We start from the raw sequence: 25,078 nt of genomic DNA on the forward strand, positions 1-25,078 counted from the left end.
TGTCTCTTTGATGAGAGACGGATTCAGATGTCAGATGGGATCATCATGTGATTCCATCTGACATCATCCGGCTCTAGCGCGCCTGCGCCGCCGCCAGGGCCTGGGCCGAGACCACCGCTTCGGCCGGCTTGCCGGCGAGCTCCGCCAGATGGTCGAAGCGCGCGCTGAAGGAACCGACCCCGGAGGTCGCCGAGCGCAGTTCGACGATCAGCCCGGACATCTCGGCCTCCGGGACGAGGGCGTTGATCTGGTCCCAGCCGCGCCAGCCGGGGCGGGTGTCGTAGCCGAGGATCTGCCCGCGCCGGGCCGAGATCAGCGCCGAGGCACGCGACATCGCCTCGGACGGGATCACCACCTCGATGGAGAGGATCGGCTCCAGCAGCACGGGCCTGGCCTGCGGCATGGCCTCGCTCATCGCCAGTCGGGCCGCTTGGCGGAAGGCCATGTCGGAGGAATCGACCGTGTGATAGGAGCCGTCCGTCAGCGTGACCGCGAGATCGACCACCGGGAAGCCGAGCGGCCCCTTCTCGCAATAGTCGCGCATGCCCGCCTCGACCGAGCCGATATACTGGCGCGGCACCACCCCGCCGGTGATTTTGTCGATGAAGCGGATGCCCTCCCCGCGCGGCAGCCCCGCAATCTCGATCACGACATCGCCATACTGGCCATGGCCGCCGCTCTGTTTGCGATGGCGCCCGCGCGCACCGGCCTGGCCGCGGATGGTCTCGCGATAGCCGACCTGCGGTGGCCGGCTTACGACATTCACGCCGTAGCGGCCGGCGAGCTTCTCCAGCGTGACGCGCAGATGCATCTCGCCCTGGCCCGAAAGCCGCGTCTCGCTCAGTTCCGGCACCTGGGTGACGAGGAGCGCGGTATCCTCTTCCGCGATCTTCTGCAGCGCGGCGGCGAGCCGGACATCGTCCTTGCGGTCCTTGACCGCGATCGCGAGCGTATGCACCGGCTCGGGCGGGGCGACCGCGCTGACCACGCCGGCACGCTGCTTGCCGAGCATGAAGGCCTCGCCCGTACCGATGCCGTCGAGCTTGGCGAAGCCGGCGACCTCGCCCTCCTCTGCGGCGGGCTTGCGGCTCTGCTCGCTGCCTTTCAGGGAGACGATGCCGGCAATGCGCGCCTCGACGCCGGCGGAAGAGGTGACGACGTCGCCCTCGGCCAGCCGCCCGCGCATGACCCGGGCGAGCGAAACCTTGCCACCCTGCCCCGCATGCCAGCTCTTCATCACCTGCGCCAATGGCGGCCCGTTCTCGACGATGCCGACCCGCCCGCGCGTCTCGCTGAGCGTCGGGGCCTCATGCCTCAGCGCCTTCAGGAGCCGCGTCACGCCATTGCCGCGCTCGGCCGCGCCAATCAGCACCGGCACGACATGGCGGTGCTGCAATTCGCGGGCGAGATCGTCAAAGATGCGATCGCGCGGCGGCTCCATGTCGCCGAGCAGCTCCTCCATCAATTCGTCGTCGTAATCGGCGAGCTTCTCCAGCATCGAGAAGCGCGCATCCTTCTCGCGGCCGCTCTCGTCGGGGTCGATCGGAACGATCTCGCTGGGCGCGTGCTCGCGATAGATGAAGGCCCGCTCCAGCGCGAGGTCGATGAAGCCGATGGCGATGCCCTTCTGCCAGATCGGGATCTGGCGCAGCAGCAAGGGCGTGCGCGAGGCCCGCTGCAGGATGGCGAGCGTCTCGCGCACCCGGCGCGAGGCCGTGTCGATCTTGTTCAGGAAGAGGAAGCGGGGGATGTCGGCCTCCTCGAGCTCGCGCAGCACGAGCTCCAGCGCCGGCGCCTTGCGGTCATCCGCCTCGCAGACCACCACGGCCGCGTCGACCGCCGGCAGGACATGGCGCATCTCGTGCAGGAACTCGACCGAGCCGGGACAGTCGATGAATTGAAACTGGTCGCCGAGGAATTCGACGCTCGCGACATTGGGCTCGACGCTCATCTGGTGAGCCCGCGCCTCGGGCGAGGCATCGCCGACGCTGTTGCCGGCCTTGACCGAGCCGGTGCGGGAAAGCGCGCCGCATCGCATCAGGATGCTTTCGAGCAGCGTGGTCTTGCCGCTCTGGAAGGGGCCGACGATCGCGATGCATCGTGGCCCCGCGCGTCGGGTGCCGGATGCCGCGTCTCCCTTGCCGTTCTGTGCAGCCATGACGTCCTCCTTCGGGTTGGACCCACGAGGACGAAAGGCCTTTGGCCTCTCATCGACGCGGATGGAGGCCGGCGCGTCGGGACGGAAGAGCCCGCAGCACCGGTCAGGCGGCGGTCGCACTGGCCCGAGCGGGCCGAGCGGCCGTCGAAGAGGCATGTCGAGGCAGGTTCGCGCCGTTCACGATCGGCTGCAAGGAGATTATGTGCCGCACCGCAGCGGAGCCGGCAGGCGGCGCGAGGAAGCGCCCCTCGCTAGCGGGACGACGGGGCTCAGCCGGCCCGCTCCTGCGCCTGGCGCTGGTAGACCGAGAGAAAGGCCTTGCCCATCAGCGAGCTCTCGCCGTCGATGGCCTTCTGCAGGACGCTGGCGCGAATGGCCTGGATGCGGGGAGCGTCGGGCGCTGCCGCACCGGCAAGCTCGGCGAGTTGCACGGCGAGCCGGGACGCTCCCTGCTCCGACAGGATGGCCGCCCGCTCGGCCAGCTTCTCCGCCCCGCCCGCCAACCGGGCGAGCTCGGTGGCGATCTCGGCGGTGCGCGCCGGCTTGAGATGCGCCGGGTCGCCATCGAACCAGCCGGCATAGAAATGATAGATGCTGCGGACGAGGAATTCCGGATCGTCGTATTTCGCCAGAAGATAGGGCTTCGCGAGGTAACCCGCCGGCACCGTCACCGCATGCAGCACCGCGTCGAGCGTGGCGCCCCGGTTCATCAGTGCCAGCGTCTCGCGCACGAGATGTTCGAGCGCTTCCGCACCGTCGCGCAGCATCTGCAACGCCCGCTCCTCGCCGAAGACGACAGGGCCATGGCCGGGGATCAGGATGGCGGGCCTGAGCTGCTCCATGTGCCGCAGCGCGACGGCCCATTCGGCGGCATAGCGCTGGACCTTGCGCGGATTTCCGGCATTCGGGAACACCCAGATCACGAAGTCGCCGCTTGCCAGGACGCGCCGCTCCGGCAGCCAGACGAAGCTGGCATCGTCCGTCTCACCTCGCCCATGGAAGAGTTCGAGCCGCTCGCCGCCGATCGTGAGCGACAGCGTCTCGTCATAGACCTCGTTCGGCTGCCGCTGGCCGATGGGGTAGACATAGCCGGGCTTGTTGAACTGCTGGCCCTGCACGATGCTGTTGAAGCCGTGCGAGGCCGCGTAACGCTCCATCCGCCGGCGGACATTGCGATGGGCGACGATCCGGGGGCGTGGGACGCCCCGCGCATCGGCCTCCGCATCGATGACGGCGATGCCGCTGGTATGGTCGATATGGCCATGGGTGAAGATCACCGTATGGATCGGGCTGTTATCCCAGCTCCGGATCACCTCCAGCGTCCGCTGCGCCGTATCCGGCTTGGCGGTGTCGATCAGGACCAGCCCTTCCATGGTGCGGATCGCGGTGACGCTGCCGCAGAAATAGGTGGTGTGGACCGTGATGATGCCGTCCGCAACGGCGGTGGCGGCGCCATCGGAAACCGCGGCGGTCCATTCCTCCATGGGCGCGCTGCCGTTCCACAGGCGCTCGAACAAGGGGTCTGAAGCCATCGGTGAACTCTCCACGCGTCACAACAGGCTTAGCATGGCTGCCGCCAGCCGAAAGCCGCTGCCGACGATGTGCTGACACCCGGCGTCAGCGGAGGCGCGACCGGCCGGCGAGCGCGCATCTAGAGCGCCGCTAGGCGTCCCCCGTTTCCTTCGCGCCCGTCGGTTGATGCGTCGGGGCGCCCACCTCGCCTTCGCTCATCCGCTTGAGGCGGCTCAGCATGGCCGCCGCATAGGCCGCATAGGGACCGATCCAGCGCTCGTGAATGCTGTGGATCGGCAGCGCGTCGAGATGGTTCCAGCGCTCGCGCCCGCGCCGCTCGACGATTACAAGGCCCGCCTCCTCCAGCACCTTCAGATGCTGCATCACGGTGCAGCGATCGAGTTCCGGCATGAGCTCGCACAGCATCCCCGTCGTGCGAGGGCCCGCCTTCAGCGCATCCAGAATCCGCCGCCGGGCGCGATGGCCCAGCGCCTTGAAGAGCGCGTCGTCCTGGTCGTCTATTGACATGTTATAAATCTATAACATAATAATCCCGGCAGCAATGGGAGGGCGTCGATGGAACCGCAGATGGATCTGAAATTTTCGGTCGCCGGGCGCATCGCGAAGCCGGTCGGCGAGGTTTTCGAGGCAGTGGTCAATCCCGACCGCCTCTCCCGTTTCTTCACGACCGGCGGCGCGAAGGGGCGGCTCGAGACCGGAGCGGTCGTCACCTGGGATTTTCACGACTTCCCCGGCGCCTTCCCGGTCCATGTCGTGGAGGTGGAGAAGGACAGGCGCATCGTCCTGCGCTGGGGCTCGGCCGAGACGACGCCCGACCCCGCCGCCAGCCGCGAGACCACCGTCACGATGACCTTCGAGCCGCTCGAAGACGGCCGCACGCTCGTCCGGATATCGGAACAGGGCTGGTCACGGACGCCGGAGGGGCTGAAGGCCTCCTACGGCAATTGCGAGGGCTGGACGGGCATGCTCTGCGCGATGAAAGTCTGGCTGGAGCACGGCTTCAACCTGCGCGAGGGGTTCTACAAGTAGGGGGCAATGCGGCTCAAAGGCCGTACAGTGCAGCTGACGATCACCGACCTTTTATGCGCGGGCAGCCGCCCCTCTTCGCGCCCGATGATCTCGCACCGGCCCTCTTTGGAGACAAAACGATGTTCACTCACGTCATGATCGGCAGCAACGACCTGGAGCGGGCGAGAGAGTTCTACGACGCCACATTCGCCGCGTTGGGAGGCGAGCCCGGCGAGATCGATGCCAGAGGCAGGCTGATCTATGTCCACGACGGCGGTCGGCTGATGATCACGAAGCCGATCGACGGCAAGCCAGCGACGGCGGCCAACGGTGGGACAATCGGTATCGCCGCGGCGAGCCGTGACCATGTTCTCGCATGGCATGATGCCGGCACCGCCCATGGCGGAACGTCGATCGAGAGCCCACCCAGCGAGCGCCCGAACGGAGCCTTCGTCGCCTACCTTCGCGACCCCGACGGAAACAAGCTCACCGCGCGCACTCAGCCGACGAAGTAACACAACCGGCAACAGCCGCTGCGAAGATCATCCCGCTTTCCGGGAAACCCGCCGGCAAGCGGATGGAGGGGGAAACCAGCCCCTCTATAAATTCCGCCGCTCACCCCGCAGCGTCGCCAATCCGATCCCGGCCGCATCGAACCCGCCATCGACGGCCAACACCTGCCCGGTGATGTAACTCGCCTTGTCCGAGCACAGGAAGAAGATCGACTCCGCCAACTCCTCCTCCAGCCCGTAGCGGCCGAGCGGGACGGCGTCGCGGTAGTCCGCGCGAATCTCCGGGCTGTGCACGGCCTTGGCCATCCCCGTCTCGACCGGGCCCGGCGCGACCGCGTTCACACGGATGCCGAGGCTCGACAGTTCGACCGCCTGCTGCTTCGTCAGATGCGCCAGCGCGGCCTTGGACGTGCCGTAGGCGACGCGCAGCGTCGAGGCGCGCAGGCCCGAGATCGAGGTGATGTTGACGATGGCGCCGCCGCCTCGGTCGGCCATCAGCGGGGCCGCAAGCTGCGTCGCCAGGAAGGGCCCGGTGAGGTTGACCGCGAGCACGCGCTGCCATTCCTCATGGGTCGTCTCCAGCAGCGGCTTGAACACGGCCGTGCCGGCATTGTTGACCAGCGCGTCGAGCTGCCCGAAGCGCGCGACGAGCGCGTCGAAAGCGCCCGCGACCTGCCGCGGCTCGGCGATGTCGCAGGCCAGCGCCAGCGTCTCCTCCGGCTTGCCGATCTCCGCCACGGCTCGCTCCAGCCCGGCCCCGTCGATGTCGAGCAGGCCGACGCGCCAGCCATCCGCGAGAAAGCGCTTCGCCGTCGCCAGCCCGATGCCGCGCGCGGCGCCGGTGACGAGGGCGACCTTGGAAACTGTGCTGATCATGCGGGCATCCGGACAATGGGACGTGATGGGGAAATGGCGCCCGGAAGCTATGCTTCGCGAAGCCACGGCCGCAAGATCGCCGACCCGCATGCGCCTTGCCGGCATTCCCGCTCGACAAATGCCGGACTCTCCTGTATGGCCCCGCACTCAACTGAAAACAGCGAGCCGAAAGCCCGCGCTTCCGCGCGAATACGGCCATGGAGAGACCCATGAACATCATCGAGCAGATCGATGCCGAGCAGATTGCCAAGCTGAGCGAAGGTCGCGAGATCCCGGCCTTCCAGCCCGGCGACACCGTGCAGGTCAACGTCAAGGTCAAGGAAGGCGAGCGTAGCCGCGTCCAGGCCTATGAGGGCGTCGTGATCGCCCGCAACGGCGGCGGCCTCAACCAGAGCTTCACCGTCCGCAAGATTTCCTATGGCGAGGGTGTCGAGCGCGTTTTCCCGCTCTTCTCGCCGAACCTCGATTCCATCAAGGTCATCCGTAAGGGCAAGGTGCGTCGCGCCAAGCTCTATTACCTGCGCGATCGCCGCGGCAAGTCGGCCCGCATCGCCGAGCGCGTCGAGGCCCGCCCCGCCAAGGGTGGCAAGGCCGCCGGCAAGTAAGCCGCGGCCCCTTCGAGAATTCAGGAACGCGGTCCTTCGGGGCCGCGTTTTTTGTTGCGCGCAACGCTTCGTGGCGCAGGGGCACCCGGAATGATGGCCGCCCAGTCGAATGCAATAAACGCATATCGGAGCATATAATTTTTATTTGATATGCGTATAAGGCTCCTATAAGCATGCCAATCATTAGCTTGCTATCGATATTCACCCGATGGATCAGACGCAACTCCAGGCCGCCTTCACCGCCGAGCTCGCGGCCGTCAACCGCAAGCTGCGCACTCTCGTCGACGAGCGCGCCCGCGACATGGGCCTGACCTGGTCCCGCGCCCGGTTGCTGATGGAGCTCGCCCGTGAGGACGGGCCGATCCAGTCCGATCTGGCCGGCCTCCTCGACATCGAGCAGCCGACATTGGTGCGCCTGCTCGACGGGCTCGAGCGCAACGGCATGATCGAGCGCCGCGCCGTCGAAGGGGATCGCCGCGCCCGCCGCGTGTTCCTCACGCCCATGGCGCGCGCTCAAGCCGAGGACATCCTGAATTTCCTCGCCGCCCTGCGTGCTGATATCCTGCAGGGCATCGCGCCGCGGGAGCTGGAAATGGCACTCGATGTCCTGCGCCGGACGTCCCGCAACATCGCCGCCGGGCGGAGCGCCGCCCCATGAGCACGGCAGAGCCCGCTTCCGCGCCAGCCGCTGCGCCGACCCCTGCCCCGACACAGGGCTGGTTCACCATGCCGGTGCCGCGCGCGCTCGCCTACATGCTCGCCTCGGTCACATTGGCGATGACGCAGCAGATCGGCCAGAACATCGTCAACACCAACATCTACCAGATCCAGGGCGAGCTCGGCGCCACCGTCGCCGAGACCAACTGGCTGGTCGCCGCCTATATGGCGCCCAACGTCTCGCTCTCGATCGCGCTGATCAAGATCCGCATGCAGTATGGCTTGCGCAATTTTGCGGAGATCAGCATCGCCGGCTTCGTGCTGGCCGCCGCCCTGAATTTCTTCTTCGTCCAGGATCTGCAATCGGCCGTCGCCGTGCGCTTCATGAGCGGCATGGCGGCGGCGCCGATGTCCTCGCTCGCCTTCTTCTACATGATCGAGCCGATGCCGCCGCAGCGGAAACTGACCGTCGGCCTGTCGCTGGCGCTGACCAACACCACGCTCGGCATCCCCGTGACGCGGCTGATCTCGCCCTATCTGCTCGATCTCGGCGGCTTCCACAGCCTCACCATGATCGAGATGGGGCTGGCCCTATTGGCTTTCGGCTTCGTCTACGCGCTGCCGCTGGCGACGCCGCCGCGCATCAAATGGATCGGCCCCTTCGACATCGTCAGCTATCTGCTGATCGCCATCGGCTTCGGCAGCATCGCCGTCGCGCTCAGCCTGGGCCGCCTCTACTGGTGGCTCGAGGCGCCCTGGCTCGGCTGGCTCCTTGCCGTCGCCATGGTCTGCTTGATGCTGGCCGCGATCATCGAATTGCACCGCGAAAGCCCGCTCGTCGACATTCGCTGGCTGACCAGCCCGACCACGCTGCATTTCGCCGGCACGCTGCTGCTGCTGCGCCTCGTCCTGGCGGAGCAGACCGTCGGCGCCTCGAATTTCTTCCAGGCGCTCGGCATCCAGAACGAGCAGACCGTACCGCTCTACGCGATCATCCTCGCCGCGATCATCGCCGGCGGCCTGACCTGCGCCGCGCTGCTGCGCCCCGGCCGCGAGAACGGGTTCTACGGGGCCGCGCTCGCCTGCGTCGCGCTTGGCGCCTGGCTCGACAGCGGCGCCACCAGCCTGACCCGGCCGGACGACATCTGGCTCAGCCAGTCGCTCGTCGCCTATGGCTCGGCGCTCTTCCTGCCAGCCGCGATGGCCCAGGGGCTCGGCGCGGCGATCGTACGCGGGCCGATCTACATCCTGAGCTTCTTCACCGTCTTCCTGTTCACGCAGAGCATCGGCGGCCTGTTCGGCTCGGCGATCTTCGGCACCTTCATCACGCTGAGAACGACGTTCCACTACAATGTGCTGACCGAGCATTTCACCCTGTCCGACCCGTTGGTCGCGCAGCGCGTCAGCCAGCTCGGCGGCGCTTATGGCCATGTGCTGACCGACCCGACGCTGACGCGGGCGGAAGGCGTGTCGCTGCTGGCCCAGCAGGCGACGCGGGAGGCGACGGTGCTGGCCTATAACGACGCCTTCCTGCTGATCTCGCTGATCGCCGGCCTCGCCCTGGCCGGCCTTCTCACCCATCTCGCCTTCCTGCAATGGAAGGCACGCTCGGCCGCGCCGGCCGCCTCCGCGACAACCTGACCTTCCGCTTGCGACCATGACCCGCCTGTTCCGCTCCCTTTCGACCTATATCGCGCTGGCGATCGGCCTCGCCGGCCTCGCTCTCGTCCTCTACGCTTGGCGGCTGCCACCCTTCGCGAGCGCCATCGAGACCACCGAGAACGCCTATGTGCGCGGCCAGGTCACGGTGATCGCACCGCAGCTCGCCGGCTATGTCGCGGAAGTGCCGGTGCAGGATTTCGCCACGGTGAAACAGGGCGACCTGCTGCTGCGCATCGACGACCGGATCTTCGCGCAGAAGCTGGAACAGGCCCGTGCCGGCCTCGCCGCCCAGCGTGCCGGCCTCGCCAATTCCGATCAGGCCCGCGCCACGGCCGAAGCCCGGCTGCGCGCCGCAGTGGCGAATGTCGCCAGTGCCGAAGCGGCCCTGCGTACCGCCGAGGCGAATTGGGGCCGGATCGAGCCGTTGCGCGAGCGCGGCGTCGTCAACCAGACCAGCACCGACCAGAGCCAGCAGGCGCTCGACCAGGCACGCGCCTCCCTCACCGCCAACAACGCCGCCGCCGAAGTCGCGCGGCAGGATATCCAGACCGCGATCGTCAACCGCCAGTCGCTCATCGCGGCGGTCGAGGGGGCCGAAGCCGCCGTTCATCTCGCCGAGATCGACCTGATCAATACCCGTATCCTCGCCCCGCAGGATGGACGCCTCGGCGAGGTTTCCGCCCGGCTCGGGCAATATGTCTCGGCCGGCACCCAGCTCATGGCGCTCGTGCCCGCCCAGGTCTGGGTCATCGCTAATTTCAAGGAGACGCAGCTCGCCGGCATGCGTGTGGGCCAGCCGGTGAGCTTCACCGTCGATGCACTCCGCCATGCGAAGCTCAGCGGCCATATCGAGCGCTTCTCGCCGGCCGCCGGCTCCGAGTTCAGCGTGATCCGCCCGGACAACGCCACAGGGAACTTCATCAAGATCGCCCAGCGCGTCCCGGTGCGCATCGCCATCGACCCGGGCCAGCCTCTGGCGGAACAGCTGACGCCCGGCATGTCGGTGGTCGTCAGCGTCGACACGGCGGCGCCAAGCCCCGCGTCCGGCAAATGACGGCTCCGCGAGCGGATCGATTGTCCGGCTTCCTTGGAACTGCTACACAGTAGCCATGTCGCCGTGTGTGCATCAGTTCCAGCGCTTCTGCGCCGTGCAGGGAGAGGGCCATCTGCCGCCCCTGCCGACGACGCAGGACTTCGCCGCGCTGCATGATCATGCCCGCCTGCCCTGGCGCTTCTTCGGCCGCTTCACAGCCTCCATCGCCGCAGGCCTTACCGGCGCCTGAGACCGGCCGCATCGCGCGGCCGGCGACAGGCGTAGCGTTTTTGCAAGCCGGCCTTCAACGCCGGCTTTCTCGTTTCCAGATCAGATTTGAAAAGACCGAGATCAAGCCATGACTGCGACCTCAGCTCCCCGCACGCTTTACGACAAGATCTTCGACGACCACGTCGTCGACCGGCAGGATGACGGCACCTGCCTGCTCTATATCGACCGCCACCTCGTCCATGAGGTGACGAGCCCGCAGGCCTTCGAGGGCCTGCGCATGACCGGCCGCAAGGTGCGTGCGCCCGAGAAGACGCTCGCCGTCGTCGACCACAACATCCCGACGACCGACCGTTCCAAGGGCATCGCCGAAGAGGAAAGCCGCATCCAGGTCGAGGCTCTGGCGAAGAATGCCAAGGAATTCGGCGTCGAGTATTTCAACGAGCTCGACAAGCGCCAGGGCATCGTCCACATCGTCGGCCCCGAGCAGGGCTTCACCCTGCCCGGCACGACGATCGTCTGCGGCGACTCGCACACCTCGACGCACGGTGCCTTCGGCGCGCTGGCGCATGGCATCGGCACCTCGGAGGTCGAGCACGTCCTCGCCACGCAGACGCTGATCCAGAAGAAGGCGATGAACATGCTCGTCCAGGTGGACGGCACGCCGGCGCCCGGCGTCGGCGCCAAGGACATCACGCTGGCCATCATCGGAGAGATCGGCACCGCCGGCGGCACCGGCTCGGTGATCGAATATGCCGGCGAAGCCATCCGCGGCCTGACGATGGAAGGCCGCATGACGCTCTGCAACATGTCGATCGAGGGCGGTGCCCGCGCCGGCATGGTCGCCCCGGACGAGAAGGCCTTCGCCTATCTGAAGGGCCGCCCGAAGGCGCCGCAGGGCGCGGCATGGGACGCCGCCGTCCGCTATTGGGAGACGCTGCAGACCGACGAGGGCGCGCATTTCGACCGCGTGGTCCGGCTCGACGCCGGCAACCTGCCGCCAATCGTGTCCTGGGGCACGAGCCCCGAGGACGTGATCTCCGTCACCGGCGCGGTTCCCGATCCCGAGCTGATCCAGGACGAGGTCAAGCGCGCCTCGAAGAAGCGTGCGCTGGAGTATATGGGCCTGACCGCCGGCACCAAGATCACCGACATCCCGCTCGACGTGATCTGGATCGGCTCCTGCACCAATGGCCGCATCGAGGATCTGCGCACCGTCGCGAAGATCGTCGAGGGCAAGAAGATCCATGAAAGCCTCGACTACGGCATGATCGTCCCCGGCTCCGGCCTGGTGAAGGAGCAGGCCGAGGCCGAGGGTCTCGACAAGATCTTCATCGCCGCCGGCTTCGAATGGCGCGAGCCGGGCTGCTCGATGTGCCTCGGCATGAACCCCGACCAGCTCAAGCCCGGCCAGCGGGCAGCCTCGACCTCGAACCGCAATTTCGAGGGTCGTCAGGGCTATCGCGGCCGCACCCACCTCGTCTCGCCGGCGATGGCGGCGGCGGCGGCCTTGACCGGCCGCTTCGTCGACGTCCGCACGCTCGGCTGAACGGTCCAGCGGGGAGAGCGCCATGTCGAACGATCCCCGCGAAGCCGCCCGCGAGGCCGAGGCCAAGGCCGCGCTGGAGCGCGTGAAGCGCGACAGCGAGACCTTGCTCGGTTCCTCGATGGGCAGGGCAGCCGATCATTTCTCCGGCACCGACGCGCCGGAGGGCGACAGGATCGAGCTCTGGGGCCGGCGCATCGGCCGTGCGCTCTCGCTCCTCGGCGTGATCGTGCTGGCCTGGTGGCTCGGCCATCAACTGAAGTTCTGGTGACGGAGATGGATGCCGCCGTGGCGAAGACAGCGCGGATCGACTGGGACGGAGCGAAAGCCCCGTCGCTGGAGGCGTTCGACGACCTAGCCCAGGCCGCGTTCGACCGCCTGCCGGAGGAGTTCCGCGCGCTCTGCGCCGACGTCGTCTTCAACGTCACCGAGTTCCCGGAGGACGACGTGCTGAAGGAGCTGGAGGCGGAGAGCCCCTTCGACCTGCTCGGCCTCTTCACCGGCGTCGGCCTGCCGCAACAGGGTTTCGGGCCCCAGACCGGCCAGATGCCCAACACCATCCACCTCTATCGCCGGCCGATCCTCGACTACTGGGCCGAGCACGACGAGAGCCTCGGCGCCATCGTCAGCCACGTCATGATCCATGAGATCGGCCACCATTTCGGCTTCTCCGACGAGGACATGGAAGCCATCGAACAGGCGGCCGGCTGAGGCCGGGCGCGCAGGACAAGCACAGGAACCGCACCATGCAGCCCTTCACCACCCTGACCTCGACGCCGGCCCCGCTGAAGGTGGTCAATGTCGATACCGACATGATCATCCCGAAGCAGTATCTGAAGACGATCAAGCGCACCGGCCTCGGCACCGCGCTGTTCTCGGAGATGCGCTACAAGGATGACGGCTCGGAGAACCCCGATTTCGTGCTCAACCAGCCAGCCTATCGCAAGACGGAAATCCTCGTCGCAGGCGACAATTTCGGCTGCGGCTCCTCGCGCGAGCACGCGCCCTGGGCCCTGCTCGACTTCGGCATCCGCTGCGTGATCTCCACCAGCTTCGCCGACATCTTCTACAATAACTGCTTCAAGAACGGCATCCTGCCGATCAAGGTCACGCCCGAGCAGCTCGACGCGCTGTTCGACGATGCCGATCGCGGCTCCAACGCGACGCTGACGATCGACCTCGAGAACCAGACGATCAAGGGCCCCGACGGCGGCGAGATCAGGTTCGAGATCGACCCCTTCCGCAAGCACTGCCTGCTGAACGGCCTCGACGATATCGGCCTGACCATGGAGAAGGCGCCGAAGATCGACGCCTATGAAGAGAAGCTGAAGCAGCGCGCCTGGGCCTGAGGCCGCTCGCAACGCTCCCCCTCTCCCCTCGCGGGAGAGGGGAAGAACCTAAACTACCAGCCCGCGCATCGGCCCCAAATCGCCCGTGCCGGGAAACACCTTTTCCGCCAGCACCGGCCCCGACAGCCCGAACAGGTCGGCAACAACGCCCTTGGCCACGGCGCGGATGTCGGTCGTCGCCTTGAGATCGCGGTTCTGGTAGAGCTGCTCCGGCTTCAGCCCCGGCCAGTCGGCGATCATGCGCCCACCCTTGACCGCTCCGCCGACGAGGAAAGCGACCGTACCGGTGCCGTGATCGGTGCCCGTGGTGCCATTTACCGCCGCGGTGCGGCCGAACTCCGTCACCACCATCACCACCGTGTCTTTCCAGACCGGCGAAAGACCCTGCTCGAAGGTCGCAAAGGCGCCGTCGAGCCCGCCGAGAAGAGTCGCGAGCCGGCCCTTGGCCCCGCCCTCATTGGCATGCGTGTCCCAGCCCTCGAAGGCCAGCGCGGCGATGCGCGGCCCGTCATCGGCGCCGACAAGTCCGGCCGCGCCCTCGGCGATGCGACGCATGCCGTCGACCGAATCCGGCCCGCCACCGCCCATCTTGCCATCCATGCCGCGCCGCTGCGCCAGGCCTTCCGTCTCGATCGCCTGCTGCAGCGCCGCGGCCAGATGCGGATCGCGCTGGCCATAGAGATCGGCGAGCCGCATTGTCAGGTCGCTCCCGGCGCGCGCCATGCGCGGCGGCGCCCAGCCGAGCACCGGCGCGTCGCCGCGCACCACCAGCGGCGGCACCACGCCGACACCGAGCACGCCCTTTCGCGCGATGCCCTCGCCGGCCGGCAGGCTGGCGAGAAGGCGGTTGAGCCAGCCCGTCGCCGTATGGCCGGGTCCGGGCTGGCCGCTTTCCAGTACGTCCTGCCCGTCGAAATGCGAGCGCTCGCGATAGCCGGTCGCGGCCGCATGGACGATCGCCGCCTGCCCCTGCTTATAAAGCCGCGCGAGATTCGGCATCGCAGGATGGAGATAGAAGAAGCCGTCGAGCGGCAGCGCCGCGTCCGGTCCGTCCTTGGCGAGCGCGATGCCCTCGCGCAAGCCGGCATAGCCGGGATCGCCGATCGGCGGCACGGCCGAGAGCCCGTCAAGCGCGCCGCGCAGCACCACGACGAGGAAGCGCGGATCGCGCGCGCCCGCCGCCGCATAGGCGAATTTCGGCACGAAGGACCAGGCGAACAGCGCACCCGCCGCACCCAGCACGGCGCGGCGCGACGGCGTCATCCGTTCGCAATCGTCATCGTCGTGATGATCCATCACCGTCACCTCCGCTGGAATTCGGGCGACATCAGCAGCAGTGCGATCGCCTGCGGCCTGCTTTCGGCGCGCGCCACTGCCTGCTTCGTCTCGGGCGACAGGATCGGGCCGAGAATGTCGTCGGCCTGGCTGCGCGGGTCCGGCACCGCGTTTGCCGTCTGCCGGCCCCAGCCGGCGGCGACGTCGATGCGCGTTTTGATCCCCTCGGCCGAGGCCCAGGCGGCGTTGGTGTCGGCATAGCCGTTCGGGCCGGAGGGCTGCCAGAAGGGCTGCCCCATCGTGCCGAGCAGCCCGAGGATCTGTCCGGGATTGGGCTGCAGCCCCGTCGCGCGATAGGAGGCCAGCAGGAATTCCTGCGGCGAACGCACCTTGGTCGCCGGCGCCTTCCAGGCCTCGTCGCTGCCGATCAGCGCACGATAGACGCTGGGCAGGTCGCCGCCGCTCTGACGGAAGGTCGCGGCCAGCAGGTCGACCAGCTTCGGCGGCGGATCGTCGGCCACGAAATGGCGCACGAGCTTGGTCGCGATGAAATGGGCGGTCGAGGGATGGCGCGCCAGATCGGTCAGCGCCGCAACGCCCTGCGCCCGGCCCGGCTGGTCGTAGGAGCGGCCGAGCAGCGGCGTGACACCCGGTTCGTGGAGCCCGGCATTGAAGGCGAAGGAGCCGGGAAAGCCGAGCACGCCCTCACGCCCCACCACCGTCCAGCCGGTGATGATCCGGGCGAGATTGGTGACGTCCGCCTGGTTGTAGCCGCCGGAGACGCCGAGCGTATGCAGCTCCATGATCTCGCGGGCGAGGTTCTCGTTGAGCCCGCGCCGCTGTCGCCGCCCGGCCGGGGAGTTGGGGCCGATCGACTGGCGGTTGTCGAGGAAGTCGAGCATCGCCGGGTGGCTCTCGGCCGCGATCAGCATGTCCTCGAAACGGCCGAAGACATGCGGGCGGATCGCCTCGCGCTCATAGGCGCCGGCCATGACCCGGCAGATATTGCTCTTGGTCGCGCCGATGCAGAAATGGTTCGACCAGAACATCACGAGCCGCTCGCCGAAGCCCGTCTCGGCCGCAAGCGCGAGATCGACGCGCGACTTCACCTCGTCGCGATAGGTCCGGAAGGGCAGTGCCGGTTCGTTGGGCGGCGGCTTGGCCGGCTGCGCGGCCTGGTTCTGGCCGGATGGTTTGACCTCGGCCGGCGCCTGGGCAACCTCCATCTGGCCGGACATCGCCCCCGCTCCGGCAACCTGCATGCCCGCAGATTGCGCTCCCGGCGATGCGGCCTGCGCCTGCTGCGCGGCGACGCGCTTGGCCTCCCGGGCGATCCTTTCCTGATCTTCGAATGCGTAGAGCGCCTGCCCGATCTCGGCTGCACCCGAAAAGGCCACGCCCTGCGGCTGCGCGACGGGGCCGGCCGCGATCTCGGCCAGCAATCGATCGCGAGCCTCCCGGCGTATCGCCTCGCCCTGCCCCGGCCTCGCTCCGAGGCCGAAACGCTGGAGGGCGACGGCCCCCGCCTTCAGATCGTCCGGTCCCGCCATGCCGTCGGCCTCCGCTGACCATGCGCATCAGCATCGGCGGCGACTATGGCAAAAAACCGAAGGGTTTCATGACAAATCGGCAATGTTCGGCAATGCGAGGACGGCCAGCCGCCGGTCGAGCGATCGCTGGAGCCCGGAAAAAACGCTCCAGGCCCCCGCTCCGATCAAGCCGTGGCGCCCCGTGCCGACCATTCAAGCCGAGCGGGGAGCGTCCGCGAAGTCACCGGTGATGATCTTGCCCCGCGCCCGGCGCAACACCAGCGACAGCACGGCGGCGACGACCGTGTTCGCCACGACGGCGACGATGCCGTTATAGGCGCCATAACCGAGGACGAGCGATGTCGGCACCCAGGCCGTCGGGCCCCAGGACAGGTAGGTGCCCAGCCCGAAGCCGACGACCCAGCCCGCCAGCAGCGCCTCGCCGCTGAACCAGCTCGTATAGAGGCCGAAGACGATGGCCGGGAAGATCTGGATCATCCAGACGCCGCCGAGCAACTGCAGGTCGAGCGCGAACTTGGTCGGCATGAACACGATCACCGCCAGAGCGCCGACCTTGACGATTAGCGACATCAGCTTGGCCAGCGACGCCTCGCGGCCCGGCGACATCTCCGGCTCGACGAAGGGGCGCCAGATATTGCGGGTGAAGGTATTGGCCGCGCCGATCGACATCACCGCCGCCGGCACCAGCGCGCCGATGGCGATGGCCGCGAAGCTGAAGCCGGCGAACCAGGACGGAAACATCTTCAGGAAGAGCTGCGGCACCGCATCCTGCGGATTGGCGACCTCGATGCCCGCGGCATGGGCCATGAACCCCATCAGCGCGATCAGCGCCAGCACCAGCGAATAGGCCGGCAGCGCGATCGCGTTGCGTCGGAGGGCCTTCGGCCCCGAGGCCGAGAGCACGCCGGTCATCGAATGCGGATACATGAACAGCGCCATCGCCGAGCCGATCGCCAATGTGATGAACGGCGCGATCTGGGTGGGCGAGAGGATGAGCCCCTGGTTCGGCTTGCCCTCATAGGCCTTCGCAGCCGCATCGAAGACGGCGCCGTAGCCGCCGAGCTTCGCCGGCACGATCACCACCGCCGCGATGACGAAGACGTAGATCATGATGTCCTTGACGAAGGCGATCATGGCAGGCGCGCGCAGCCCGCTCTTGTAGGTGTAGAGCGCCAGGATGACGAAGGCGATCGTCAGCGGCAGATGGGACATCATGCCCTCGCCCTGGAAGCCGAGCGCCTGGATCACCTTCTCCATGCCGACGAGCTGCAACGCGATATAGGGCATGGTCGCGAGGATGCCGGTGAAGGCGACCGCGAGCTCGAGGCCCTTGTTGCCGTAACGACCGTAGATGAAGTCGGAACCGGTAATGTAGCCCTTCTTATGCGCGACGTTCCACAGCCGCGGCATCGTCAGGAAGATGAAGGGATAGATCAGGATCGTGTAGGGCACCGCGAAGAAGCCATAGGCGCCGATAGCATACACGACCGCCGGCACCGCGATCACCGTATAGGCGGTGTAGAGATCGCCGCCGAGCAGGAACCAGGTGATCCAGGCGCCGAAGCGCCGCCCGCCCAGCCCCCATTCGTGCAACTCCTCGAGATTGCCGGACTTCCAGCGCGAGGCGACGAAGCCCATCACCGTGACGAGCGCGAAGAAGAAGACGAAGACGGCCGTCGCCGGCCAGTTGAGATGGTCGATCATGAGTCGCTTCCTTCCACCTTGGAAGCGAACCAGATGAACACCGACGAGACCGGGATCATCAGCATCAGGAACCAGTAGAACAGCGGAATGCCGGCCAGTCTCGGCTCGATGCCGTTATAGAGCGGCACCCAGAGGCAGGCGATGCAGGGGATGAGGAGAAGTAGATATTTCATGGGGGAGGTCCCCAGATTCAGGCCGCATCCGCAGCATCTGCCTGTCCGCGATCATCTTCAACAGCAAAAATGGGCAGGCTGGGCCCGGCTCTCATCCTTTTGACGGAAAACACCAAATCGGCCCCGCGCCGTAGCGCAACGCCGCGTCCTACATCACTACGGTGATCGTCTCGGCCGCACGCGTCAGCCCCGTATAGAGCCAGCGCGCCCGGTGCTCGCGGAAGGCGAAGCTCTCGTCGAAGAGCACGACATCGTCCCATTGCGAGCCCTGCGACTTATGCACCGTCAGCGCGTAGCCGAAGGTGAATTCGTCGGTGTGCTTGCGCAGCTCCCAGGGGATCTCCTCCTCGGTACCGTCGAAGAAGTTCGGCAGCACCGAGACCTTCACGGCCTTGGCCGCGGTATCGTCCTCGGGCGTCACGCGCATGGTGACGAGCCCCTTCTTCGAGGTCTTGATCTCCTGCACGATCCAGGAGCCGCCATTGAGCAGCCCCTTGCTCTTGTCGTTGCGCAGGCAGACCAGCTTCTCGCCCGCCACCGGATTGGTCTCGGTGCGGCCCATGAGCTGGCGGATGCGGGCATTGTAGTTGCGGCGCGTCTTGTTCATCCCGACGAGAACCTGGTCGGCCCCCATGACGACCTCGGGATTGACCTCGTCGCGCCGGATGACGCGGCTGAGACCATAATCGCCATAGTCGAGCCGGCCGCCCTCGCGCACGATCATCGACATCCGCACGATCGGATTGTCCGCCGCCTGGCGATGGACCTCCGTCAGCATCACGTCCGGCTCCTGCTCGGTGAAGAAGCCCCCGCCCTTCACCGGCGGCAACTGCGCCGGGTCGCCCAGCACCAGCACCGGCGTGCCGAAGGAGAGCAGGTCCTTGCCCAGCTCCTCGTCCACCATCGAGCATTCGTCGATGACGATGAGCTTGGCCTTGGCGGCCTGGCTGTCGCGGTTGAGCGCGAAGATCGGGCTCTCCTCGTCGACGCCGCGCGAGCGGTAGATCAGCGAATGGATGGTCTGCGCCTCGGCGCACCCCTTGTTGCGCAGCACCAGCGCGGCCTTGCCGGTATAGGCGGCGAAGACGACGTCTCCGTCCACCGCCTCGGCGATGTGGCGCGCGAGCGTCGTCTTGCCCGTGCCGGCATAGCCGAACAGGCGGAACACCTGCGGATCACCGGCCTGCAGCCAGCGCGCCACCGCCGACAATGCGGCATCCTGCTGGAGCGACCAGCTCATCGGTTGAAAACGATCATGACGGACATGCCGCAGAAGGGGCCGAGTCGCGCCGCGAAGGCAAGCCCGGCGGCGTCGGTTCCCGGGCTCAGGCGGCGCGCAGGCGCCGGACGAAGGCGCTGGCCTCCATTTGCAGGGCGGTGATGCGCTCGTCGAGATTGCGCGCGCTCAGCGCTCCCATATCGGCCTGGTTGACGGTCTGCATATTGGCGGCGGCGATCTCCGCCATCGCCATCGCAGCCGTGCCGGTGACGCTGGAGATCCGCGCCACCGTCTCGCCGAGCGAGCCGAGCAATTCGGCATGGGAGTCGACCATGGTCGCGATCTCGGTCCCGGTCTGCTCGACTGTGCCGATGCTGTTGCCGATGGTCGAGACCGCGCCCGCGGCATGGGACAAGGCCGCGTCGACCTGCGCGATCCGGCCGACAATGCGGGATGCCGCCTCGGCGGTCTGGCCGGCAAGCGCCTTGACCTCGGAGGCGACCACCGCGAAGCCGCGGCCATGTGCGCCGGCGCGCGCGGCCTCGATCGTGGCGTTGAGCGCGAGCAGGTTGGTCTGGCGCGCCACGGCCTCGATGATGCCGACGACGTCGCGGATCTGCGTGGCCTTCTCGGCGAGCTCGGCGACCAGCTTCTGCGTGCCGCTCGCCTCCTGGCTCGCGGCGCTCGCCATCATCGAGACCCGCCTGACCTCGTCGTTGATCTGCGCGATGACGAACTCCATCCGCAGGGCGGCTTCCGTCGTGCGGTTCGCTTCCTCGCCGGCGCCGGTCACGGACGCCGCGGCGATCTCCGAGCTCCTGGAGACCTGGTTGACCCGCACAGCGGCATCCTGAAGCGTCGAGCGCAGCGTCTCGCTCGCCCGTCCGATCTCGCCGAGCAGCAGGCCGAGCCGCGCCTCGAACTCGTCGGCGATGCGCGCCAGCTCCCGGCTGCGGAGCTGCTGGTGCTGGCGGGCCTGTCCGGCTTCCGTCTCTCGCGTCACCAGGGTCGCACGGACCTCGCTGAGCTGCTGGACCGTGCGGGCGAGCTCTCCGATTTCGTCGGAGCGGCCGCAATGCGGTACGGCGATGACCCTGTCGGAACTCGTCGTCTCGCGGATCGAGATCATCAGCTCACGCAAGGGGCGCGTCAGATGGCGGCTGAGCAGCAGGAGCGCGGCGAGCCCGCCCGCCAAGGGCAGTAGGAGCGCCATGACGATGGTGCGCAATCGCACCAGCTCCGCCCGCTCCCCGGCGCGGATTCCGGCTTCGCTTGCCGTCGCCGCCAGGGCGTCGCGCATCGCCGAGGTCGTGGCGATGATCTGGCTGACATTGAGGCGCGCCTCCTCCGCGCCGGCCTCCAGCACCGCCGCCTTGGCGGAAACGCGCTGGCCGATATCGACGATACCGCGCTGGAAGGCGATGAAAGTGTTGATGCGGGCATTGAGCGTCGGATTCGCCTCGATCATGGCCTTCGGCAACGCCGAGATGAAATGTGCGCGCGCGGCATCGACGAGTTCGATGGCGGCATCGAGCTTCTCCAGCGACGCCGCGATTTCGGCAGCCGAGGCGTCGGCATCGAGGCGGCCGAGCAGAGAGGCGTTCGCAACCCGGCTGGCGAGCAGCGAGGCGCTGCTGGCGAGCGTGATGCCGGAAAAGGCCTCCCGGTCGATGCGACGGACATCGTCAAGTCCACCTAGCACGCTGACGAGGCCGAGCGCAGCCGCGATGCTCAGCAGTGCAAAGAGCATCATGATCTTTGCCGTCAGTCCCGGTCGCCGTCTCATCATCCCACCTGTAGTGCGCCCTCTCTTTCGCCGATGCGAACGAATGACGGGTTAACGGGAGATCGAAAAAGCGGATGGGAGCAGGAAGAAAAAATATATAATTCAAATATTTAGCCGGGGAACAGATCACATCCGGCGTCGATGTCCCCTGAGCGGGCGACTTCCTTCGGCGCCGGCATTCGCGGCCGGCAGAGCCGCCGGATAGGGGTGGAAAACCCGTGATCCGGTTCGACCGCGCAGCGATCCGACCGGCACGCGCTCTGGTCAATATTCCGGCGAATCTCTAGCGTCCGTTCCATGAGGCCGCGCGCGATCCGAATTCTCCTGCTTTGTCTCGGTGTCGCGTTTGCCGCCTATGCGGCCTTCGTGCTCTCGCCCTGGCCGTCGGCGCTGCTGACCCGCGCGGGCTTTGCCTATGGCGCCTCGAAGACCGGCGCGGCTCTCGCGAAGCATGTCCCGGCCGGGATCCGGGAACAGCGCGACATCGCCTATGGAGACGCCGCCGACGAGCGGCTCGACATCTATCTGCCGCCCGAGGGGGCACGGCCGGGACGCCCCGTCCTGGTCTGGATCCATGGCGGCGGCTTCGTCGGCGGGGACCGGCAGGACGTGGCCCCTTATCTCAGGATCGTCGCCGGCAAAGGCTACCCGACCGTAGCCATCGGCTACAGCCTCGCACCGGCGGCGCGCTATCCCACGCCGGTGCTGCAGGCGAACAAGGCACTCGGCTTCCTGCAGCGCGAAGCCGCCCGGCTGGGCGTCGATGCGAGCACCATGGTGCTCGCAGGCGATTCGGCCGGCGCCCATATCGCGGCCCAGCTCGCGGCCGGCCTGACCGGGAAGGACTACGCCGCGACGCTTGGCCTCCGGCCCGCGGTCGAGCCCTCCCTCCTCAAGGGCGTCGTCCTGTTCTGTGGCGTCTTCGACCCCACCGCCCTCGACTTCGCCGGCCCCTTCGGCAGTTTCCTGCGCTCGATTCTCTTCGCCTATTTCGGAACGTCGGACCCGCTCGACAGCGATCGCATCACCGAGGCGGCGGTTCCGCGCTATGTCACCGAGGCCTTTCCGCCGAGCTTCATCTCGGCCGGTAATGGCGACCCGCTGGCACCGCAATCGGTGATGATGGCCCAGGCGTTGCGCGACCGTGGCGTCAAGGTCGACACGCTGTTCTTCCCGGCCGAAACCGAGCCGAAACTGCCGCATGAATACCAGTTCGACCTCGACCGCCCGGAGGGGCGGCAGGCGCTCGACCGGCTGATGGCCTTCCTTCAGGGTCTCGGGCCTTGAGATCCGACCGGCCAGCCGCGCTCAGATCATCAGCCTGAGCAAGGGCCGTCCCGGCTTCTGCCGCGCCACCTCGACGAAACCCGCGCGGCGGAAAACGCTTTCCGGCCCGACATAGAGCCCTTCCGCACTGCGCTTGGCCTGATTCTCCATCGCCGCGGCTTCAATCAAGCGCGCGCCGCTCGCCCGCGCGAAATCGATCGCACCGTCAAGCAGCGCACCCGTGACGCCCTTGCCGCGAAATCCCTTGCGGACGAAGAAGCACGAGGCGGCCCAGTTCCGTTCATCCTCCGCCGGCGCGTCCGGCAGTGGCGTCGAGGCGCGCCGCGGATTGTTCCATTCGGGGATATCCGCCCTCGGCCCGATCTGCAGCCAGCCGACGGCCTTGTCCCCGGCGTAAGCCAGCACACCCGGCGGCGGACCTTGCCTCACCCGTTCCTCGAACAGCCGGCGCGCGCCTTCCCCGAGCAGCGGCACGCGCAAGCGCTGCGGCATGCGGAAATGATTGCACCAGCAGCCGTAGCAAGGCCCCTGCGGCCCGAAGAGATCCTCCAGATCGCTCCAGCGCTCCGGCGTCAGCGGCAAGACGGCAAAACTGGCCTGGCTCATCGCAAAACTCCCGCTCGGCAACGATACGGCGTGACTGGACAGAAACTCGATATCGGCAGATCACTAGCGACAAAATCGGAGGCCCGCGCCATGTCGCTCGAAGTCTATGCCGCCTATCTCCTCGCCTGCATCGTCATCATCATCGTTCCCGGTCCCACGGTCACGCTGATCATCGCCAACAGCCTGAAGCACGGTACCCGCGCCGGCCTCCTCAATGTGGCAGGAACGCAGGCCGGGCTCGCGATCATGGTCGTGGTCGCCGGCATCGGACTGAGCTCGGTCGCCGCGGCGCTGGGCCATTGGTTCGAATGGCTGCGTCTGGCCGGCGCCGCCTATCTGATCTGGCTGGGATGGAAGATGTTCCGCTCGGCCGGCGCCGACATGGAAGGGACAGTCCCGGCGAAGCCGCCCCGTGGCGGCTTCTTCCTGCAAGGTGCGCTCGTCGCCCTGAGCAACCCGAAGACGCTGCTGTTCTTCGGCGCCTTCTTTCCGCAATTCCTCGACCCCACGCGCGACCATGACACCCAGATCGCCATCATGGGCGCCACCGCGCTGGCTTTTGCGGCACTGAGCGACGGCACCTACGCCCTGCTCTCCGGCCGCGCCGGCCAGCTGCTCTCGCAAAGGCGCGTCCGGCTGATGTCGAAGTTCAGCGGCAGTCTGCTGATCGGCGGCGGCCTCTGGCTCGCTTCGACGCGGGCGAACTGAGCGGCAGACGCCCTCACCAGGCGATTGTTTCGCCCATGTAGTCGCGGAAGCTGTTGGTCTCCGCCATGCCGGAGGCGTCGATGGTGCGGATCAGGCCGTCGGCGCTCTCGGCCGGCGTGATGTCGGCGCCGCCGCCGCCCATATCGGTCTGGACCCAGCCGGGATGGAACAGCAGCACGCTGACATTGCGCTCGCGCACGGCGTTGCCGAACACGACCATCGCCATGTTCACGGCAGCCTTGGACGAACGGTAGATCAATGCGTTGCCGGGGTTGGCGGCGATCGAGCCCATGCGGCTCGATATCGTCGCGATCTTGCGCCCCTGCCCTGCCTCGAGATTCGGCAGGAACGCCTGCGCCACCCTGACCGGCGCGTAGACATTGACCTCGAAAACCTCGCGCCAGGCATCGAAATCGACATCGAGGCCGCTCTGCCGGTCGCGCGGCCCGTAAAGGCCGGCATTGTTGAGCAGCACATCGATCGCCCGGCCGGCGAGCGCATGCTTGGCTGCGGCCACGCTGGCATCGGACGTCACATCGAGCGCCAGCGGCGTGAGTTGGCCCGCATGCGCGGAGGCGAGTTCCGCCAGCGCCTTCGCCTGCGGATCGCGCGCCGCAGCAATGACATGGTCACCCCGGCGCAGGAGCTGGGTCGTGATGGCAAGCCCGATGCCGCGATTGGCACCGGTGATCATCCAGGTCTGTGGCATGTGCGTTCTCCGAAAGGTGGACTGGAGGTATGGCTTTGCCGCTCCTATTTCCAGATCGATCGTCCGATCCCGAACCGCTGGACAAAGGCCGCCGCCATGACCGAGCAGCAGATCCGCTTCAACGATGGCGCCGCCTATGAAGAGATGATGGGCAAGTGGAGCCGTCTCGCCGGGGATGTCTTCCTTGACTGGCTCGCCGCGCCCGAAGGTCTGCGCTGGGCCGATATCGGCTGCGGAAACGGCGCCTCGACGCAATTGATCTTCGATCGCTGCGCACCGGCAGCCTTGAGCGGCATCGATCCGTCGCCGGGGCAACTGGATTATGCCCGCAAGCGCCCCGTCGCCAGCCTCGCCGAATTCACGCTGGGCGACGCCATGGACCTGCCCTATCCGGACCGGAGCTTCGATGCGGCCGTGATGGCGCTGGTGATCTTCTTCGTGCCCGATCCGGCCAAGGGCGTGGCGGAGATGGTGCGCGTCACGCGGCCCGGCGGCCTCGTCGCAGCCTATGCCTGGGACATGCCGGGCGGCGGCTTCCCGCTCGACCCCGTGCTGACAGAACTCAAGGCACTCGGGATGACGCCGCCGCGGCCACCGAGCGCCGACGTCTCACGGATCGAGAGCCTGGCCGAACTCTGGACACAGGCCGGGCTCAGCGATGTCGAGACGCGCGAGATCAGCGTGCGCCGCCATTTCGCCGATTTCGACGCGTTCTGGCATGCGAGCACGCTCGGCTCGACCGTCGCCCCGGCCATTGCCGCTCTGCCCGCGCAGACAGTGGCTCTGCTCAAGGACAAGGTCCGCGCGCGCATCACCATCGCAGGCGATGGCAGCGCGTCCTATGTCGCGCGGGCCAACGCCGTGAAGGGCCGGGCGCCGGCGCAGCACTGAGGC

26 protein-coding genes are annotated in these 25,078 nt (G+C 67.4%); 14 read left to right on the top strand and 12 right to left on the bottom strand.

Annotated features, from left to right (window positions below):
* Positions 1–73: 73 nt before the first annotated feature.
* From AB6806_RS07745 to AB6806_RS07755, 3 genes are all read right to left on the bottom strand, one after another.
* Positions 74–2,158 carry an elongation factor G gene (locus tag AB6806_RS07745; RefSeq protein WP_142021704.1) on the bottom strand — a complete coding sequence of 695 codons (2,085 nt, stop codon included), beginning with the start codon at positions 2,156–2,158 and terminating at the stop codon, positions 74–76.
* Positions 2,159–2,427: 269 nt separating this feature from the next.
* Positions 2,428–3,690, bottom strand: coding sequence for an alkyl sulfatase dimerization domain-containing protein (locus AB6806_RS07750; protein ID WP_142021703.1), 1,263 nt, complete (start codon positions 3,688–3,690; stop codon positions 2,428–2,430).
* Between the two features lie 130 nt (positions 3,691–3,820).
* Complete coding sequence (locus AB6806_RS07755) at positions 3,821–4,198, bottom strand: ArsR/SmtB family transcription factor (protein WP_142021702.1); 378 nt, start codon at positions 4,196–4,198, stop codon at positions 3,821–3,823.
* 60 nt (positions 4,199–4,258) lie between these two features.
* Here AB6806_RS07755 and AB6806_RS07760 point away from each other — a divergent pair, with 60 nt between their 5' ends.
* Together AB6806_RS07760 and AB6806_RS07765 are read left to right on the top strand one after the other, a co-directional pair.
* The gene (locus tag AB6806_RS07760; protein ID WP_142021701.1) at positions 4,259–4,720 is read left to right on the top strand and encodes an SRPBCC family protein; all 462 of its coding nucleotides are present in this window, start codon (positions 4,259–4,261) and stop codon (positions 4,718–4,720) included.
* 119 nt (positions 4,721–4,839) lie between these two features.
* Positions 4,840–5,214, top strand: a complete 375-nt coding sequence (locus tag AB6806_RS07765) for a VOC family protein (protein ID WP_038360135.1) — start codon at positions 4,840–4,842, stop codon at positions 5,212–5,214.
* 84 nt (positions 5,215–5,298) lie between these two features.
* Here AB6806_RS07765 and AB6806_RS07770 read toward each other — a convergent pair whose 3' ends face one another.
* Positions 5,299–6,087, bottom strand: a complete 789-nt coding sequence (locus AB6806_RS07770; RefSeq protein ID WP_142021700.1) for an SDR family NAD(P)-dependent oxidoreductase — start codon at positions 6,085–6,087, stop codon at positions 5,299–5,301.
* A gap of 209 nt (positions 6,088–6,296) precedes the next feature.
* On the opposite strand from AB6806_RS07770, the gene rplS reads away from it, so the two are divergent.
* The 9 genes from rplS (at position 6,297) to leuD (ending at position 13,167) form a co-directional block, all read left to right on the top strand.
* Positions 6,297–6,692 (top strand): 50S ribosomal protein L19, encoded by a 396-nt coding sequence (rplS, locus tag AB6806_RS07775; protein ID WP_038359111.1) that lies wholly within the window; start codon positions 6,297–6,299, stop codon positions 6,690–6,692.
* A gap of 208 nt (positions 6,693–6,900) precedes the next feature.
* Positions 6,901–7,350: a MarR family winged helix-turn-helix transcriptional regulator gene (locus AB6806_RS07780; RefSeq protein WP_038359114.1), complete on the top strand. Its 450-nt coding sequence runs from the start codon at positions 6,901–6,903 to the stop codon at positions 7,348–7,350.
* Between the two features lie 68 nt (positions 7,351–7,418).
* A complete protein-coding gene (locus AB6806_RS07785; protein ID WP_113252721.1) occupies positions 7,419–8,990 on the top strand; it encodes an efflux MFS transporter permease in 1,572 nt (523 codons plus the stop codon).
* Between the two features lie 16 nt (positions 8,991–9,006).
* Positions 9,007–10,065: an HlyD family secretion protein gene (locus tag AB6806_RS07790; RefSeq protein WP_370954388.1), complete on the top strand. Its 1,059-nt coding sequence runs from the start codon at positions 9,007–9,009 to the stop codon at positions 10,063–10,065.
* A 55-nt stretch (positions 10,066–10,120) separates the two neighbouring features.
* Entirely contained in the window at positions 10,121–10,294 is a 174-nt protein-coding gene (locus AB6806_RS07795) for a hypothetical protein (RefSeq protein ID WP_156115872.1), read from the top strand.
* Between the two features lie 108 nt (positions 10,295–10,402).
* Positions 10,403–11,821: a 3-isopropylmalate dehydratase large subunit gene (gene leuC / locus AB6806_RS07800; RefSeq protein WP_113252586.1), complete on the top strand. Its 1,419-nt coding sequence runs from the start codon at positions 10,403–10,405 to the stop codon at positions 11,819–11,821.
* Between the two features lie 22 nt (positions 11,822–11,843).
* Positions 11,844–12,089, top strand: coding sequence for a hypothetical protein (locus AB6806_RS07805; protein ID WP_038359123.1), 246 nt, complete (start codon positions 11,844–11,846; stop codon positions 12,087–12,089).
* A 17-nt stretch (positions 12,090–12,106) separates the two neighbouring features.
* Positions 12,107–12,529 (top strand): metallopeptidase family protein, encoded by a 423-nt coding sequence (locus AB6806_RS07810; RefSeq protein ID WP_260368402.1) that lies wholly within the window; start codon positions 12,107–12,109, stop codon positions 12,527–12,529.
* 35 nt (positions 12,530–12,564) lie between these two features.
* A complete protein-coding gene (gene leuD / locus AB6806_RS07815; RefSeq protein ID WP_370954389.1) occupies positions 12,565–13,167 on the top strand; it encodes a 3-isopropylmalate dehydratase small subunit in 603 nt (200 codons plus the stop codon).
* A gap of 48 nt (positions 13,168–13,215) precedes the next feature.
* On the opposite strand, the gene AB6806_RS07820 is transcribed toward leuD, so the two are convergent.
* The 6 genes from AB6806_RS07820 to AB6806_RS07845 all read right to left on the bottom strand — a co-directional run bounded on the left by AB6806_RS07820 (position 13,216) and on the right by AB6806_RS07845 (position 20,841).
* The gene (locus AB6806_RS07820; protein ID WP_370954390.1) at positions 13,216–14,463 is read right to left on the bottom strand and encodes a DUF1501 domain-containing protein; all 1,248 of its coding nucleotides are present in this window, start codon (positions 14,461–14,463) and stop codon (positions 13,216–13,218) included.
* Positions 14,464–14,468: 5 nt separating this feature from the next.
* A complete protein-coding gene (locus AB6806_RS07825; RefSeq protein WP_142021697.1) occupies positions 14,469–15,992 on the bottom strand; it encodes a DUF1800 domain-containing protein in 1,524 nt (507 codons plus the stop codon).
* Positions 15,993–16,184: 192 nt separating this feature from the next.
* On the bottom strand, positions 16,185–17,696 hold the full coding sequence (gene mctP, locus AB6806_RS07830) for a monocarboxylate uptake permease MctP (RefSeq protein ID WP_142021696.1): 1,512 nt from the start codon (positions 17,694–17,696) through the stop codon (positions 16,185–16,187).
* Positions 17,693–17,869, bottom strand: coding sequence for a DUF3311 domain-containing protein (locus AB6806_RS07835; RefSeq protein WP_142021695.1), 177 nt, complete (start codon positions 17,867–17,869; stop codon positions 17,693–17,695). Before AB6806_RS07835 ends, mctP begins: the two co-directional genes overlap by 4 nt.
* A gap of 148 nt (positions 17,870–18,017) precedes the next feature.
* Entirely contained in the window at positions 18,018–19,109 is a 1,092-nt protein-coding gene (locus AB6806_RS07840; protein ID WP_142021694.1) for an ATP-dependent DNA helicase, read from the bottom strand.
* Positions 19,110–19,194: 85 nt separating this feature from the next.
* Complete coding sequence (locus tag AB6806_RS07845; RefSeq protein WP_370954391.1) at positions 19,195–20,841, bottom strand: methyl-accepting chemotaxis protein; 1,647 nt, start codon at positions 20,839–20,841, stop codon at positions 19,195–19,197.
* Positions 20,842–21,171: 330 nt separating this feature from the next.
* On the opposite strand from AB6806_RS07845, the gene AB6806_RS07850 reads away from it, so the two are divergent.
* Positions 21,172–22,161, top strand: a complete 990-nt coding sequence (locus tag AB6806_RS07850) for an alpha/beta hydrolase (protein ID WP_370954392.1) — start codon at positions 21,172–21,174, stop codon at positions 22,159–22,161.
* Between the two features lie 21 nt (positions 22,162–22,182).
* Here AB6806_RS07850 and AB6806_RS07855 read toward each other — a convergent pair whose 3' ends face one another.
* Positions 22,183–22,767 (bottom strand): GNAT family N-acetyltransferase, encoded by a 585-nt coding sequence (locus tag AB6806_RS07855; RefSeq protein ID WP_370954393.1) that lies wholly within the window; start codon positions 22,765–22,767, stop codon positions 22,183–22,185.
* A gap of 90 nt (positions 22,768–22,857) precedes the next feature.
* Between AB6806_RS07855 and AB6806_RS07860 the strand changes: the two genes are divergently transcribed.
* Positions 22,858–23,475 carry a LysE family translocator gene (locus AB6806_RS07860; RefSeq protein WP_370954394.1) on the top strand — a complete coding sequence of 206 codons (618 nt, stop codon included), beginning with the start codon at positions 22,858–22,860 and terminating at the stop codon, positions 23,473–23,475.
* 13 nt (positions 23,476–23,488) lie between these two features.
* On the opposite strand, the gene AB6806_RS07865 is transcribed toward AB6806_RS07860, so the two are convergent.
* Positions 23,489–24,184, bottom strand: a complete 696-nt coding sequence (locus AB6806_RS07865; protein ID WP_370954395.1) for an SDR family oxidoreductase — start codon at positions 24,182–24,184, stop codon at positions 23,489–23,491.
* Positions 24,185–24,280: 96 nt separating this feature from the next.
* Here AB6806_RS07865 and AB6806_RS07870 point away from each other — a divergent pair, with 96 nt between their 5' ends.
* Complete coding sequence (locus tag AB6806_RS07870) at positions 24,281–25,075, top strand: class I SAM-dependent methyltransferase (protein WP_370954396.1); 795 nt, start codon at positions 24,281–24,283, stop codon at positions 25,073–25,075.
* Positions 25,076–25,078 lie beyond the last annotated feature (3 nt).

It is taken from the genome of Allobosea sp. RCC_152_1 (genome assembly GCF_041360765.1).
In the GTDB taxonomy this organism is placed as follows: Bacteria; Pseudomonadota; Alphaproteobacteria; order Rhizobiales; family Beijerinckiaceae; genus Allobosea; species Allobosea spartocytisi.